The organism is Pelistega ratti (assembly GCF_009833965.1).
Classification (GTDB): Bacteria; Pseudomonadota; Gammaproteobacteria; order Burkholderiales; family Burkholderiaceae_B; genus Taylorella; species Taylorella ratti.
The window spans coordinates 903,531-917,997 of sequence record NZ_CP047165.1 but is presented as its reverse complement, the minus strand read 5'-3'; the positions used below and the strand labels follow the sequence as shown (position 1 = coordinate 917,997).

12 protein-coding genes and 1 pseudogene are annotated in these 14,467 nt (G+C 37.9%); 1 reads left to right on the top strand and 12 read right to left on the bottom strand.

Annotation, left to right across the window (positions count from 1 at the left end; translation table 11 throughout):
- Positions 1-348: 348 nt before the first annotated feature.
- From F9B76_RS03965 to F9B76_RS03955, 3 genes and pseudogenes are all read right to left on the bottom strand, one after another.
- Complete coding sequence (locus F9B76_RS03965; protein WP_159990942.1) at positions 349-1,071, bottom strand: helix-turn-helix domain-containing protein; 723 nt, start codon at positions 1,069-1,071, stop codon at positions 349-351.
- 182 nt (positions 1,072-1,253) lie between these two features.
- Positions 1,254-1,907, bottom strand: a pseudogene (locus F9B76_RS03960) (IS1595 family transposase).
- A gap of 76 nt (positions 1,908-1,983) precedes the next feature.
- Positions 1,984-2,946, bottom strand: a complete 963-nt coding sequence (locus F9B76_RS03955; protein ID WP_159990941.1) for a TadE/TadG family type IV pilus assembly protein — start codon at positions 2,944-2,946, stop codon at positions 1,984-1,986.
- A 337-nt stretch (positions 2,947-3,283) separates the two neighbouring features.
- Between F9B76_RS03955 and hslO the strand changes: the two genes are divergently transcribed.
- Positions 3,284-4,201 (top strand): Hsp33 family molecular chaperone HslO, encoded by a 918-nt coding sequence (gene hslO / locus F9B76_RS03950; RefSeq protein WP_159992091.1) that lies wholly within the window; start codon positions 3,284-3,286, stop codon positions 4,199-4,201.
- A 117-nt stretch (positions 4,202-4,318) separates the two neighbouring features.
- Here the strand turns inward: hslO and F9B76_RS03945 are convergent, their stop codons facing one another.
- The 9 genes from F9B76_RS03945 to leuS form a co-directional block, all read right to left on the bottom strand.
- Positions 4,319-4,840 carry a gamma carbonic anhydrase family protein gene (locus F9B76_RS03945; RefSeq protein ID WP_159990940.1) on the bottom strand — a complete coding sequence of 174 codons (522 nt, stop codon included), beginning with the start codon at positions 4,838-4,840 and terminating at the stop codon, positions 4,319-4,321.
- A gap of 35 nt (positions 4,841-4,875) precedes the next feature.
- Positions 4,876-6,228 (bottom strand): AMP-binding protein, encoded by a 1,353-nt coding sequence (locus F9B76_RS03940; protein WP_159990939.1) that lies wholly within the window; start codon positions 6,226-6,228, stop codon positions 4,876-4,878.
- Positions 6,229-6,298: 70 nt separating this feature from the next.
- Entirely contained in the window at positions 6,299-6,799 is a 501-nt protein-coding gene (locus F9B76_RS03935) for an RDD family protein (RefSeq protein ID WP_243140679.1), read from the bottom strand.
- A 3-nt stretch (positions 6,800-6,802) separates the two neighbouring features.
- Positions 6,803-8,290: a THUMP domain-containing class I SAM-dependent RNA methyltransferase gene (locus F9B76_RS03930; RefSeq protein WP_159990938.1), complete on the bottom strand. Its 1,488-nt coding sequence runs from the start codon at positions 8,288-8,290 to the stop codon at positions 6,803-6,805.
- 6 nt (positions 8,291-8,296) lie between these two features.
- Positions 8,297-8,722, bottom strand: a complete 426-nt coding sequence (locus F9B76_RS03925) for a CopD family protein (protein ID WP_159990937.1) — start codon at positions 8,720-8,722, stop codon at positions 8,297-8,299.
- A 4-nt stretch (positions 8,723-8,726) separates the two neighbouring features.
- The gene (locus tag F9B76_RS03920; RefSeq protein WP_243140678.1) at positions 8,727-9,989 is read right to left on the bottom strand and encodes a glutamate-5-semialdehyde dehydrogenase; all 1,263 of its coding nucleotides are present in this window, start codon (positions 9,987-9,989) and stop codon (positions 8,727-8,729) included.
- A gap of 39 nt (positions 9,990-10,028) precedes the next feature.
- The gene (gene holA, locus F9B76_RS03915; RefSeq protein WP_159990936.1) at positions 10,029-11,081 is read right to left on the bottom strand and encodes a DNA polymerase III subunit delta; all 1,053 of its coding nucleotides are present in this window, start codon (positions 11,079-11,081) and stop codon (positions 10,029-10,031) included.
- A gap of 26 nt (positions 11,082-11,107) precedes the next feature.
- Positions 11,108-11,650, bottom strand: coding sequence for an LPS-assembly lipoprotein LptE (locus tag F9B76_RS03910; protein WP_159990935.1), 543 nt, complete (start codon positions 11,648-11,650; stop codon positions 11,108-11,110).
- Positions 11,651-11,677: 27 nt separating this feature from the next.
- Positions 11,678-14,332 (bottom strand): leucine--tRNA ligase, encoded by a 2,655-nt coding sequence (gene leuS / locus F9B76_RS03905; RefSeq protein ID WP_159990934.1) that lies wholly within the window; start codon positions 14,330-14,332, stop codon positions 11,678-11,680.
- Positions 14,333-14,467 lie beyond the last annotated feature (135 nt).

Here is a 14,467-nt window from a genome sequence, read left to right as displayed (position 1 = left end):
AAACGGTGGATTTTTTATTGGATAGCTTAAAGGATAAAAGGAAATATTATTAAAATATAAAATAAATTGAGAACCTACTTCGCTCTAATTTATTTATAGAGAAAGTACGGTATTAACCTAGATTATGTATTAGGGAAATAATACATATATAGATTATTTATATTAAAAATAATAAATCAACTGCACTGATATATATTACTTTTGTGTGGTGTCTAAAGGTACAATGCACCACTATATAAAATATTGATATTTTATATAGTATTAGATGTATTTATTTAATACATATAGTGTTTTTTAAAGATATTATCCGTCAGTATTTACTACAGTAAATAATATATAGATAAGTATTTACTTATATTTAATCAACGATTGTAGTGCCTCATGATCAAGGATACGGATTGCTCTCTGTTGGATATGAATAAGCCCTTCCTTTTGAAAACGAGAAAATAAACGGCTTACTGTTTCAAGTGTCAGGCCTAAATAGTTACCAATATCTTCACGACTCATGCGTAGTATAAACTCATTAGAAGAATAACCTAATTGCGTAAAACGAGCCGACATATCAAGAATAAACCACGCAACACGTTGATCAGAGCGTAGCGATCCTAGAGATAAGAGTAATTGATGTGAACGAATAATCTCACCACTTAATAGGTGACGAAATTGTGCTTGCAAGGAAGGAATTTGCTGGGCAACAATATTTAAATCCTTGGTGTACATGACGCATACTTCACTATCTTCTAACGCAATCGCATCAGAAGTGTGTTGTTGCGCTGTAAAGCTATCTAAACCAAACACTTCACCTGGTAGAAAAAAACCAGTAATTTGTGTATGGCCACAATTATTTTCTACTTGTGTTTTGATTGCCCCTGTACGGATACTGTAAATGGCTCCTGAGGTATTACCGATATGAAAAACATATTCCCCTTTTGCCACCCGAATTCTTTCTTTGATTAATTCGGTTAAATGTTCGATATCGGAGAGATTCATTTTTTGGGGCATGCAGATACGCCCTAACATGCAATTTGCACAATGAATGGAGTCTTTATTCAATGCAATATGTCTAGTCATTATAAATATACAAAAAAGAAGACTTCCTCTATTGTAAAGTATTTTTAGTAATAAAAGATGTTTTTAGTATATAAAATTCTTATAAATAAAACTTGACTTTTCAAGAATAAGATGTTAGTGAATTAAATAACTGTTTTACTATAAAATATAAATATTAAACAAGGGGCTGTATTAGATTAGCCCTAAATTTTACACCATTTTCTCAGCATTTTTAACTGCTCTTTTGGTGTTCCAAAGTTAAACCGAAACTCACATTCTTTCAAGAATAAAGCAAAGTATTTTCGGTCTATTCCATTATACTTACGAAGCACTCTTTTTGCTTGACTCCAGAAGTTTTCTATACCATTAATATGGTTTTGTCTTATAGCAAACTGCTTAGTATGATTAATCCGTTGATGATGAAATCCATTCACATCAAGGGTATTATAACTGGGACATGTATCGGTATAAACCCAGCTATCTGGTTTGATTTTCCTTTTAATAACAGGTAGTAAGGTCTTACTTTTCGTGTCCTGTACGATAAGCGTAAAAACCTTACCTTGCCTTTTCAATATCCCAAATACCGCTACTTTACCTGTTGCCCCTCACCCTCGTTTCCCCTTTCGTTTACCACCAAAATAACTCTCATCAAGTTCTACTGCACCTTCAAAAATTTCATCCGCTTCTAAGGTTAAATAATAATTAATGATCTCTCTAATTTTACGATAAAAGAGTGCAGCTGAATTAGGATTAATACCCAGTATATCGGCTGCTGATCGAGCGGTTACTTCTAGTACAAAAAATTCGAGTAATTTTCTTTGTATAGATTTCCTTAATTTACAATAACTTATCTTCATTTTTATAGACTAACATAACTGCTAATCTAATACAGCCCCTTAAACAATATTATTACCCTCAAAAAATAGTGATAAATTAAGAGCAACATAAAGTTGTCCCGCATAAAGGATGATTTTGTTGAGAGGGGATAGATTCTGTATAAGGTGGCTTAGTTTCTACGGGTAGTGAATGATGTTGCTTTGTTGCTATTGGTTGATGGGTCGTTGTTGGGTGATGCGTGTTAATTTCTTCAAATTTTACTTTTTTAGAGGGGATAGTAGAAGAAAGGGGAGTTTTTGGAGATTGGCACCAAATACCGAGACAAGTATCTACTGATGTTTTACCTGATGGAATGGTATGCGCTTTTCCAGAACTAAGTACTTTGCCATTATGAAGACTTGGCCATTGTACTGGATGGGATTGCATATGAATTGAAAAGGTATGTTTCATGGGTAAAAATCCTTTTTCCATTATTTGATGGGCATAGGTGTCTGTTTGTGAAGGACTTAACCACTTAAAGAGAGAGGCGATTCCCGGTACAATCGGTTTATAAGGGTATATAAGTGAGAGGGTAAGCACATTGGCGGCAAAAATATCTTCTCCTGAAAAAGTACCTATCCCTTGCCGTTGGTATTGCTCTTTTTGGTAATTATTGTCAATGGCAGCATAACCTGTTTGTTGTGTAATCTGTAAATCTTTGCGCTGAAAATCTAAAAAGTGGGCAGGTGTTGGGTTTAGAATATGAATTTGCCACGGTGTATTTTGTAGTGTTGTCTGGATATGGTGTAGATAGCGTTGTCGCCGTTGCTCTGTTTGTGTTCCTGATGCAAATAGAGGGTTGATGGCTTTTTCAAAAGTTGCTTCAATGGTTTCTGGGTTGGCATGAGCCATAGAGGCTTGTCTTGCTGTTTCTGCTAAGGCAATATTAAGTAAATGGCGTGTGTTATACCAGCGTGTAAACTCATAGCCACCAAGACCAAGCAAGAGGATAGGAATAGCAGTAAGGATAAATTCAATTCCAGCCATTCCTTTGTGGTGTGAAAGGGTAAATATAGACATGGCATATACTCCAAATAATAAGTAGATAGTATGCCGAATATAGAAAGAAAATAAAATAGGTAAAAAAGGAACTATGCTATTTTTAGCCTATGTTTTTATAGGAAATATAGCTTTAAAATCAAGGAATTTATTAGTGTATAGAGGTATATTTTAGATCCTTATTAAGTACATATCCCCCTTGTATTTAGAGGGATTAGCCCCATATAAGAGCTTATTCATAATGATGATAAGGTTTTCTTGTACTGATAAAATTTGTTGTCCTATGTTAAGTAGAATGACTATTTTAGTTATAAGAGAGTGCTTTATCTATTTTTGTAAAAGGTTACTCTTATTAATGATGAATGATACGCTAAGAAAATATTTATTTAATGACCGTAGTGTCCGTATTCAAACGGTTAATCTTAACCAAACATGGCATGATATGTTAGAGCATCAATCGTATCATCCGATTTTGCGTCATTTATTAGGTGAATTAAGTGCTGCTGCGGTTTTATTGGCTTCTAATATTAAGTTTGATGGCTCTTTAATTCTTCAACTTCAAGGTGATGGTCCTATCGCCCTAATTGTGGTGGAATGTAATCAACAACTTCAAGTAAGAGCAACGATTAAAATTCGCCAAGAATTTGCGATTAAAGATACGGATAATTTACAATCATTACTGAATGCGAATCGTAATGGACGTTTTATTGTGGTTTTAGATCCCAAAAATCGCCAAGAGGGACAACAGGCTTATCAGGGTGTTGTACCATTAGTAGGGGATACGGTAGCAGAAGTCTTAGCACTTTATATGAAAAGTTCTGAACAGTTAGATACACGTCTCTATCTTGCGGCAAATGAGCAGAAAGTAACGGGTCTTTTACTTCAACGTTTACCGCATGGTGGAGGGCAAGAAGTAGATAGTGAAACGGCAGAAAGTGCATGGACAAGAGCTGTCATGCTTACAGAAACCATTAAACCGAGCGAACAACTTGAAATTGATGAAGAAACCTTAATTCATCGTCTGTTTTGGGAAGAAAATCTGCTTGCTTATGAGCCACAGCCTGTTGAGTGGCACTGTGATTGTTCGCGTGAGCGTGTTGCTAATATGCTTAAAATGCTAGGTGTTGAAGAGGTGGAAAGTATATTAAGTGAACAAAATGAGGTAAAAGTTAATTGTGAGTTCTGTGGTAAGGCATATGTTTTTGATGCAATTGACAGTGCGCAATTATTTATACCTAATACACCGCAACAGGAAGAAAATCCTCAAAAACATTAATGATGTATCATTAGTGGTTGATGGTTTCTCATAATACGGTTATCCCATTAATATAGTGAATATATTAATGGGATTTTTGTATTTATCTTTTTTGAGTGGTGATGATATAGTTTATTACTACGCTATTTGTTTAAGATATTCCCGATAATATTTTGCCCGTTCCACATAATTTGCAGTCCCTTTTTGCATTTGTTGAATATCTTCTTCACTCAATGTACGTGCTATTTTAGCTACACCTATTACCAGAGAATTATCGGGAATAATTTTACCTTCTGGAATAATAGCACCTGCAGCAATAAGACAGTTTTTTCCAATAACAGCACGGTTTAAAACAATGGCTTGCATACCAATAAGGCTACCCTCTTGGATGGTACAGCCATGAAGCATGGCTTGATGACCAATGGTAACGTTTTTCCCAATATACATAGGGGTTTCTTGATCAACGTGTAAAACAGCTCCCTCTTGAACATTACTATTTTCGTCAATCGTAATGCTATCGTTATCAGCACGGATAGAGACATGAGACCAGATGCTAACATTCGCTTTGATGCTTACATTGCCAATAATGGTGGCATTCTCAAAGATATAAGCACTTGGGTCAATAGAGGGAATAAGGTTATGTAGTTGATAAATAGCCATAAGTATTTCCTTTACCTCTTATGGCTATATGATGATTACTCAGCCTCAGGAGGTGGGGTGATAGGGACTCGCCAGAAGTAGTTATCTTCATCTTTGCGAGCGCGTATCCCTGTGTTATACCAATTTTGAGAGAAAGGTGCAATATGTTGTAAATGTGCTTGAGACCAAAAATAAGTGGATAAAGCAGGATCTACTTCACCATGCTTATCATTAGCACTGACACATAAATAACCAATTTCACCAACATTAGCAATTGTACCGTTATCACGGAGAATTTCAACAGTGTGTCCAGGAACGGCTTTACCCATACTACCGAGTTTATCTTTCCATTTCTCTTCAGATTCTGCCACAATATATGAAAAACCTAGTGGCATAAAGATACTATTAAGAGAGGCATTAAAGCGATCTTTGACCCATGCTTTTAGTTCGGGTGAGTTATCTTCTTCAGGGCAGGAAATGCAACGGACGACCAAATCAAAAGATGAAAGAGGGTCTTTATAACTTTGAATACGGCGAAGCTCTTGACCAGAAGCGAGAATATTACTAATAGGGTAATGCTCTAATAGGGTAAATAAGCGAGGGATAGTACGTCCGCTTGGACACCCGACAATAGTTTTTCCGAAATAGAGGGTAGGTAGTAATGCACCAAGCAATCCTAATGGTGTACTCCAGTCATAAGTGGTGTAAAAAATATCATGACGTTTAGGAAACCAGTTTTGTGATGCGACAAACCCCGGTAATGAACCAACAATAGCTTCATGGGTAATAACTGTTGCTCGTAAAGGTTCATGATCAGGATAAAACATGATCGCAGGCATATGGGGGTCAGCGGGTATCATGGTAAACTGATTAGGCTGACGTGCTAATAAGGTACGCCAAGGAATAACACGTTCATCTTCGGTATGAATACCAATAATTTGTTTAAGGCTTTGGCGAAGGGTAGGGTTATGGTCAATAGCATTAGTCATCGGACCAATAGTATGTTTATCCACAATCGCAATACGAGCAGCACAATCCATTAAACGCTTATCATAGTCAGTGTTACTAAGATTTGCTTTAAGTGGAACAGCAATCGCTCCAACGGTAATCGCAGCAAGAATAGTAATGGCTGTTTCGGCGGAATGTTGTAAGGCAATAGCAATGCGATCTTGTGGTTGAACACCCATACGGATAAAGCCATTTGCTAGCTTATTGACACGTTCAGATAAGGCACCATAAGACAAGCTAGTCAGTTGCCCCACCTGATCTTCAAAATAAATAGCGGCTTGCCGTGCCTCATGGGGACTATTTGCCCAACGATGACAGCAAGCAGAAGCAATATTAAAATTATTGGGAACGAACCATTCGTAGGTATCGTATAAAGAATCGTATTGATTTGTGCTTGTCATAATGTGTCAAGAGCTAAAATTTCCTAGGATAACTAGTATTATAGATTTTATGGCTTCAGATTACTAGCCCCTAATGTATGGATTTGTTTACCAAGCGTGTTCTAGCTATTCTATCATGTAAAAATAAACCCTCTTTATCGAACCATGAGTAAATAAAATTTAAAAAAGGGGTAAAAATAACTAACATGGTAATAGATGCCCACCCGATAGATTCAGCCAGTAGATGAACGGCGTAAGCACCAATGAATGGAAAAATCCATGCGAGTACATAACGTAGTATTAATTGAGGGATAGTGGGGCGTTTTCCTTCTGTATCACATAATACGATACCCCATGTTTTCATCGGTAAAGTTTGTCCTTTTCGATACCATGATAAGATAAAATAAACACCTATCAATATAAAAATAAAGGCTTGGCTGACATAAAAAAGTCGATGATAGTCTGTACGATTGGTTAAGGCATCAAAAATTAAACTAAAGCCAAAAATGAGTCCGAGTAAAAGCATACCCTCATACATTTGGCTAGCAAAAATTTTAAGCCGTGAAGGAGAAGAAAAAGAAAGGTTACTCATAGGCTATTTTTGTCGATAACTATCAGAAACAATCTCAAAACCAAATAAACGACACTCAATATCACCATTGAACACAGGTGTACGACGATTGGGTTTTAAGCGGAGTTTTTTGGGAAAATCCATATCATTTGTAATAACGTGAACTTGCCATTGTGCAAATTGGTTTTTTAAAACACTAGACCATTCACGCCAAAAGGTTTCATCTTCTGCCCCTAATCGCTCACCATAGGGTGGATTTGTTATCAGAAAACCTGCCTGTACGGTGGGTGATTTTATATGTAGTGCATTTTGCTGAGAAAAGTGAATACTGTTTTCAGGTAGTTTAGCTCTATCTAAATTAGCATAAGCAGCTTGAATAACAGTGGTATCTATATCTGAACCAAATAAGGGGACATTAAGTGTTGGTATAATTTCATCAAATGCTTGTTCTTTGAGGGCTGCCCATGCATGACGATTCATTCCGCGTAACCGTTCAAAAGCAAAGGGACGATTAATACCCGGTGGGATATTTTTGGCTATCCATGCCGCTTCAATTAAGATAGTGCCACTACCACAGAAAGGGTCATACAGTGGTTGGGTAGGTTGCCAGCCAGCAAGGGCAAGGATACCAGCGGCTAAATTCTCGCGTAAAGGTGCTTGTCCTTTGTCATAACGCCAACCTCTTTTAAATAAGGATTCTCCAGAGGTGTCTAAATAGAGTGTTGCGGATTCACTGTCAAGGAAAAGATGTACCTTTGCATCAGGTCTGACGGTATCAATACTAGGACGTTCGCCCTCTATTTCACGCAAACGATCAACAATCCCATCTTTTGCACGTAAATTGCAAAATTGTAGGCTTTGCATAGGACTACGGATCGCAGAGGTATCGACACGAAGTGTTTGTTCTGCACCAAACCAGCGTTCCCATGCTACTTGACGAGCGAGAGTATAAATATCATCTTCGGTGTTTACCTTAGCATAAGCAACTTGTACAAGAATGCGAGTGGCAAGACGAGAATAAAGATTGGCACGCATAACACCTGTCCAATCTGCTTTAAAAGCACAACCTGAACGCCCAACATTGATGCCTTGAAAACCAAGTGATTCGAGTTCCTTTGCTAATACTTGCTCTAAACCGATAGGGCAGGGAGCAAATACAGGAAAAATTTCTTCTTGATAACTGGCATAGGTTTGAGGGGGGGTAAAGTTTGTTTGTGGTTTAAAACGATGACCAGTTCCCCTTGCCATTCGTTCTTCTAGGCTGGTGCGATGACGAGCATAGCCTGCTGTACGAGGTCGTCTAAACCCTTTGTCCTCATCATATCGATCAAAACGTTCATTATAGGGTTTGTTTGTTTTAGCTGTCCGTGAGGAAGCATTTTCTTCTACTTGTTTACGGATTTCATTCATCGCAACAAGACGAGCCCTTGCCCCTGTCCTTTGACGGGGTTTATTTTCATCTTTGCTTTGACGATTAATACTAAGTTTTTTACGAGGTGTTTCTTCTGTCATAGTGAATTAAAAGGGTTTAAGAATTACAAAAGCAACAACGCCTAGTAATAAAAATAAAGGAATTTCATTGTACCAACGGAAAAAGATATGTGTTTTTTGATTACTTCTTTGTTCAAATTGACGGTGTATTTTAAAACAGGAAGCATGGTACAAGAGAATAAAAAAAACAAAGCATAGTTTAGCATGTAACCAGCCCATTCCTGCTCCAATCTTAAACTGAATCATCATCCAAAGCCCCGTTATAATGGCAGGTATTGCAATAATAGTCATAAAACGGAGGAGTCGTTTTGACATTCCTAATAAATAATCATAAATAATAGGATTTTGCTGATTTTGAGCAAGATTAACAAAAATGCGTGGGAGGTAGAATAAACCTGCAAACCAAGAGATTACAAAAATAATATGTATAATTTTAAGCCATAAATAAAGCATATGATTATTCCCTATGTTGTCCTTCACCAGAAAGTACCCATTTATAAGTGGTTAATCCCTCAACGGCAACAGGACCTCTTGCATGAAGACGATTAGTTGAAATCCCAATTTCTGCCCCTAGTCCATATTCAAAACCATCGGCAAAAATGGTGGGTAGATTAACATAAACACCAGCAGAATCGATACTTTGCTGAAATAAATAAGCGGCTTGCCTATCTTCTGTAATAATAGATTCTGTATGACCAGAGCTGTATTGTTCAATATGTTCAATGGCTTGGTGAATATTATCTACGATACGAATGGCAATAATAGGGGCGAGATACTCGGTTGCCCAGTCTTCTGGTGTTGCTAAAGTTGTATGAGGGAGTATATCTTGTGTGCGTAAACAAGTTCGCATTTCTACGCCTTTTTGTGTAAATCTTTCTGCTAAAATGGGAAGAACTGTTTCTGCTATATCTTGATGAATAAGTAGTGTCTCTAATGCACCACAGATACCATAGCGGTATGTTTTTGCATGAAAGGCTAAGTCAATTGCCATATTGGGATTTGCACTTTTGTCAATATACATATGGCAGTTACCCTCTAAGTGCATGATAAGTGGCACTTTAGCCTCTTTTTTTAATCTTTCAAGTAAACTTTTACCACCACGAGGAATAATGACATCAACGGTATCGGTCATTTGGATTAAGTGACTGACTGCTTCTCTATCAGTGGTCGGGATGAGTTGAACGGCGTGCAAAGGTAATTCAGCGTAGGTTAATGCTTTTTGTATGAGTTGGGCGAGTGCTTGATTGGTATAAAAGGCCTCACTTCCCCCTCTAAGTATAGCGACATTTCCTGCTTTTAAGCAAAGGGCTGCGGCATCAATCGTAACATTAGGACGTGATTCATAAATAATACCAATCACACCTAAAGGAACGGTCATTTTAGCAATGCGAATACCATTAGGTAAGCACCGAGTAGGGCCTAAACTACCAATAGGGTCGTCAAGTTGAGCAATTTGATGTAACCCTGCTACCATCGTTTGAATGGTTTTATCCGATAGGGTTAATCGGTCAATTAAGGCGGATGCTAAACCATGCTGTTGTGCTAGTGCTATATCTTTTGCGTTTTCTGTTTGTAAAAAAGCAGTATGTTCAACAATTGCATCAGCCAACCATCGAAGCGCTTTATTTTTTTGTACGGAAGACACGGTACGCATTTGTCGTGCGGCTTGCTTGGCATTTTGCCCTAAATGTTGCATAGTGTCGTCAAGGGAAATTGTCATAAAGTGGCTTCCTAGGAAAGAATGAGATAAATAACTGTCTTACAGTATGCCATCTTGAGCGACTTTAATAATCAGCCGTTTGGTTTCTTGCCAGGCATCTTTTAATCGTCCTTCTACAGGATACCCTTTAAATAATCGATCAATATCATTGGCATGTTGAATCAGTCCTATGAGTTTTACTAAACTAAGACGTTGTAAGGCAGAGAGAAAAAGGGATTGCCTTGAACTAAAAATCCGTAGTTGATTCATTAATAGTGTCAGGTTTTTGCCTTCTCGTTGATGAAATGCTAAAGCATAGAGTGTTCGTATTTCACGGGTAATCATCGTAAGGATAAGCGGTAATGCTTCTCCTTCATCTTGTAAGCATTGTAAAATCCGAATGCTACGTTTTGCATCGCCTTTAAGCATTGCATCAGTAAGCTGAAAAACATCAAATCGAGCAACATCTCTGACAGAGGCTTCAATACTTTGAAGATTAATATTCCCCTTTTCATGTATTAAGCCTAATTTAAGAATTTCTTGGTGTGCAGCAAATAAATTTCCCTCGACTTTATCTGCTAAATAGTGGAGGGCATCATCATCAATTTGTTGCTGTTGTAAGGCAAAACGCTGACGCATCCAGTTAGGTAATTGCTGGCGAGTAATTTGGGGAATATTAATGGTAATAGCGACTTGATTGATTGCCTTATACCATTTGCTTTCTTGAGTTTTTTTATCCAGTTTGGGTAAGTTAAGGATAATAGTTGTATCATTTGTGAACCCTTTTTGAATGGCTTCTACCATCTCAATAAGAGCCTGTCCTCCAACTCTACCTGGTTTGCCCGTTGGTAGTGTAATTTCTAGTATTTTTTGCTCGGCAAAAAGTGAGGTATTATGAAGATTTTCTTGAATCTTTTGCCAAGGCCCATTGGCTTCTAATACTAAGCTGACCCGTTCACTGAACCCAAGTTGTCGGCAATGCTGGCGAATGAAATCAACTGTTTCATTACGTAAAAGTAACTCTTCCCCCATGACACAGTACAATCGATCAATATGATTGCCTTGTTTCTTTAAATACGCTTCAAATGCGTCATATTTAATATGTTGTGCCATAGTAGAAGAGGGTAAAAAGAGATAAGTTACTGAGGATTAAAGTAACGATAGCGTTCTACCAGCGATTCAGAAATAAGGCGACGATAAAGTCTATCGGCAATACTTTTTTCCATATTGCTATACACCAATGACATCTCTGCGTTTTTAGCATCGGCAACATCTTCGTCATAAGGTAGTAGTTGTGTGCTATCTAAAGAAGAAGGCTCAATTAAAACATTACCTTGGTTATCTGTAACGGTAAAGTGTAAAGAAATCCCTAGTTCATATTCTTCCACCTTACCATCTGCATCAAGAGAAACTTCGGTACGGTTACGATTCATGCTCAGTTGAGTGATGATGATATCAGCATCTTTAGCATCATCTACCATTACTGTATCGGGAGAACTAGCTTTTAGCAAACGATAAATATAAATCCCAAAACTAGTATTACGGGAAATATTGGTATAAACCGTTTTATAAGGTAGGTCAGTTTGACCACGCATTTTAAAACCGCAAGCAGTTAGAAAAACGCAAAAGGCAAGTAAACCTAGTAGTAAACGGTAAGAAATAGCAGTTTTTTTCGTTTGCATAAAAGCCAAATCCTTTGATAAAAGCAATTAACCTACAACATTTACAAGCTTATTAGGAACAACAATAATACGTTTAGGCGTACGTCCTTCTAAGTGTTTTGTAATCTGATGGTGAGCAAGTGCTAATGCTTCAATCTCTTCTTTAGAAGCACCATTAGGTACGGTGATGGCACCACGAAGTTTACCGTTAATTTGAAGCATCATTTCAATTTCATCTGCTACTAATGCAGACTCATCCACTTCAGGCCATGGTGCATCTAAGAGATCTCCCCATACTTTGTCATAGCCAAGTGATTGCCATAAAGTATAGGTAATATGAGGGACAGCAGGGTAAAGCATACGCAATAATATCCCAATAATTTCTTTAAGAGCTGCATCGCTATAGTCAGATGGTTCAAGTTTAGCATCTTCAATGGCATTGAGTAGCTTCATATTAGCGGATACAACGGTATTGTATTGCATACGCTCATAGTCATAATTTGCTTGACGAAGTAATTGATGTGCCGTTAGGCGAAGTGCTTTAACTGCTTTAGGCGCTTGTGAAAAATCAACTTCTGTTTTGGCACGGGCAACGATTTCACGATGGTTATATGCCATTGTCCATAAACGACGTAAGAAGCGGTTAGAACCATCTACGCCCGTTGTTGACCATTCTAAGGTTTGTTCTGGTGGGCTAGCAAACATGACAAATAAGCGAGCTGTATCTGCGCCCATGGTATCAATAATAGATTGAGGATCAACACCGTTATTCTTTGATTTAGACATTGTGCCAATACCTGCATAATTAACGGGTAAACCATCCTCTAGTGATTTTGCACCAATAATTTGACCTTTATCACCATAGATATTTTCGACTTTATCTGGCCAGAAATATTCAATACCCCCTTTTTCATTTCGGCGGTTATAGATATGGTTTAGTACCATACCTTGCGTAAGTAAATTAGTAAATGGTTCATCAAACTTTACTAAACCTAAATCACGAGATACTTTTGACCAAAAACGGGCATATAAAAGATGCATGACAGCGTGTTCGATTCCACCAATATACTGATCCATTGGCATCCAATAGTCATTACGCTCATCAAACATAGCTTGTTGATTATTGGGTGAGGTATAACGCATAAAGTACCATGAAGAATCTACAAAAGTATCCATGGTATCTGTTTCCCGACGTGCCTCTTTGCCACATTGAGGACAATGACATTTGAGGAAAGCCTCGCATTTATTAAGTGGATTACCAGTACCATCAGGAATAAGATCTTCTGGTAATACAACAGGTAGGTCTTTTTCTGGTACAGGAACGGGGCCACAATCAGGGCAATGGATAATAGGAATAGGTGTTCCCCAATAGCGTTGGCGAGAAATACCCCAATCACGTAAACGCCACGTAGTTTGTTTTTCGCCCATACCCTTATCGGTTAGTAATTGAGCGACTTTATCAGAAGCTTGCTTGAAGTTTAAACTATCTAATACCCCAGAGTTAATACAAACCCCTGTTTGTTTATCACCATACCATTCTTGCCAAGCATCTGTTGAATATATTTTATCTTTGAAATCAATAACTTGAATAATGGGTAATTGGTATTTTTTAGCAAAGGCAAAATCACGTTCATCGTGAGAGGGAACGCCCATTACTGCACCGTCCCCATAGCTCATTAGGACATAGTTACCAATCCATACAGGAACTTGTTGTCCATTGAGAGGGTGGGTAACATAAAAACCAGTGAATACACCTTCTTTTTCTTTGGTTGCCATCTCTGCTTCAGTTGTTCCACCCAGTTTAGCTTGCTCAATGAAATCATTTAATGCAGGATTACGGCGAGCGGCTTCTGTTGCGAGTGGGTGTTCTGGTGCAACGGCACAGAAAGTTACGCCCATAATGGTATCGGGACGAGTCGTAAAAACGTAGAGACGACCATCTTGGATAAGCTCATTTTGTTCATTACGAATATCATGTGTAAAGGCAAAGCGAATCCCTTCACTTTTGCCTAACCAATTTTCTTGCATGATACGGACACGTTCAGGCCAACCGTCCATATGGTGTTTAACACAATCTAATAATTCTTCTGCATAGTCTGTAATGCGTAAGTAATAGCCGGGGATTTCTCGTTTTTCCACTAAAGCACCAGAACGCCATCCACGACCATCAACTACTTGTTCATTAGCGAGTACAGTATTATCAACAGGGTCCCAATTAACGACTTGCGTTTTACGATAAGCGATACCTTTTTCAAGCATCTTGAGGAACATCCATTGATTCCAACGATAGTATTCTGGATCGCAAGCTGTCATTTCGCGAGACCAGTCAATCGCAAATCCCATCGCTTTAAGCTGACTTTTCATGTAGTCAATATTGGCATATGTCCATTGTGCTGGGGGTACATTAGACTTAATTGCCGCATTTTCAGCAGGCATACCAAAAGCATCCCACCCCATAGGCATTAAGACATTATAGCCTTTCATGCGTAACTGACGTGTTAGCATATCGTTGATGGTGTAGTTGCGAACGTGTCCCATATGCAGTTTACCACTTGGATAGGGAAGCATAGAACACGCATAGTATTTGGGCTTGTCATTGCCATTTTTATCTTTGGCATATTCTGTCACACGGTAAACATCACCGTCAGCCCATTGTTTTTGTACATTCTTTTCAACGAGTTGGGGTTGGTATTGATCTAACATAATTAATAGCAGTTAATTTGAAGTAAAAATAAATAGGTAAAGAAACCCTAAAACACTCTATTATAAAACGAAGTGTCTATTATCGTGGTCATTTTACCCTTAGGTCTAAAAACCAATGATAATCTGATGAGATGA

Bases quoted from the DNA above. Each gene is read 5' to 3' on its own strand.
- F9B76_RS03965 (WP_159990942.1), bottom strand. From the start codon at position 1,071: ATGACTAGACATATTGCATTGAATAAAGACTCCATTCATTGTGCAAAT.
- F9B76_RS03955 (WP_159990941.1), bottom strand. From the start codon at position 2,946: ATGTCTATATTTACCCTTTCACACCACAAAGGAATGGCTGGAATTGAA.
- hslO (WP_159992091.1), top strand. From the start codon at position 3,284: ATGAATGATACGCTAAGAAAATATTTATTTAATGACCGTAGTGTCCGT.
- F9B76_RS03945 (WP_159990940.1), bottom strand. From the start codon at position 4,840: ATGGCTATTTATCAACTACATAACCTTATTCCCTCTATTGACCCAAGT.
- F9B76_RS03940 (WP_159990939.1), bottom strand. From the start codon at position 6,228: ATGACAAGCACAAATCAATACGATTCTTTATACGATACCTACGAATGG.
- F9B76_RS03935 (WP_243140679.1), bottom strand. From the start codon at position 6,799: ATGAGTAACCTTTCTTTTTCTTCTCCTTCACGGCTTAAAATTTTTGCT.
- F9B76_RS03930 (WP_159990938.1), bottom strand. From the start codon at position 8,290: ATGACAGAAGAAACACCTCGTAAAAAACTTAGTATTAATCGTCAAAGC.
- F9B76_RS03925 (WP_159990937.1), bottom strand. From the start codon at position 8,722: ATGCTTTATTTATGGCTTAAAATTATACATATTATTTTTGTAATCTCT.
- F9B76_RS03920 (WP_243140678.1), bottom strand. From the start codon at position 9,989: ATGACAATTTCCCTTGACGACACTATGCAACATTTAGGGCAAAATGCC.
- holA (WP_159990936.1), bottom strand. From the start codon at position 11,081: ATGGCACAACATATTAAATATGACGCATTTGAAGCGTATTTAAAGAAA.
- F9B76_RS03910 (WP_159990935.1), bottom strand. From the start codon at position 11,650: ATGCAAACGAAAAAAACTGCTATTTCTTACCGTTTACTACTAGGTTTA.
- leuS (WP_159990934.1), bottom strand. From the start codon at position 14,332: ATGTTAGATCAATACCAACCCCAACTCGTTGAAAAGAATGTACAAAAA.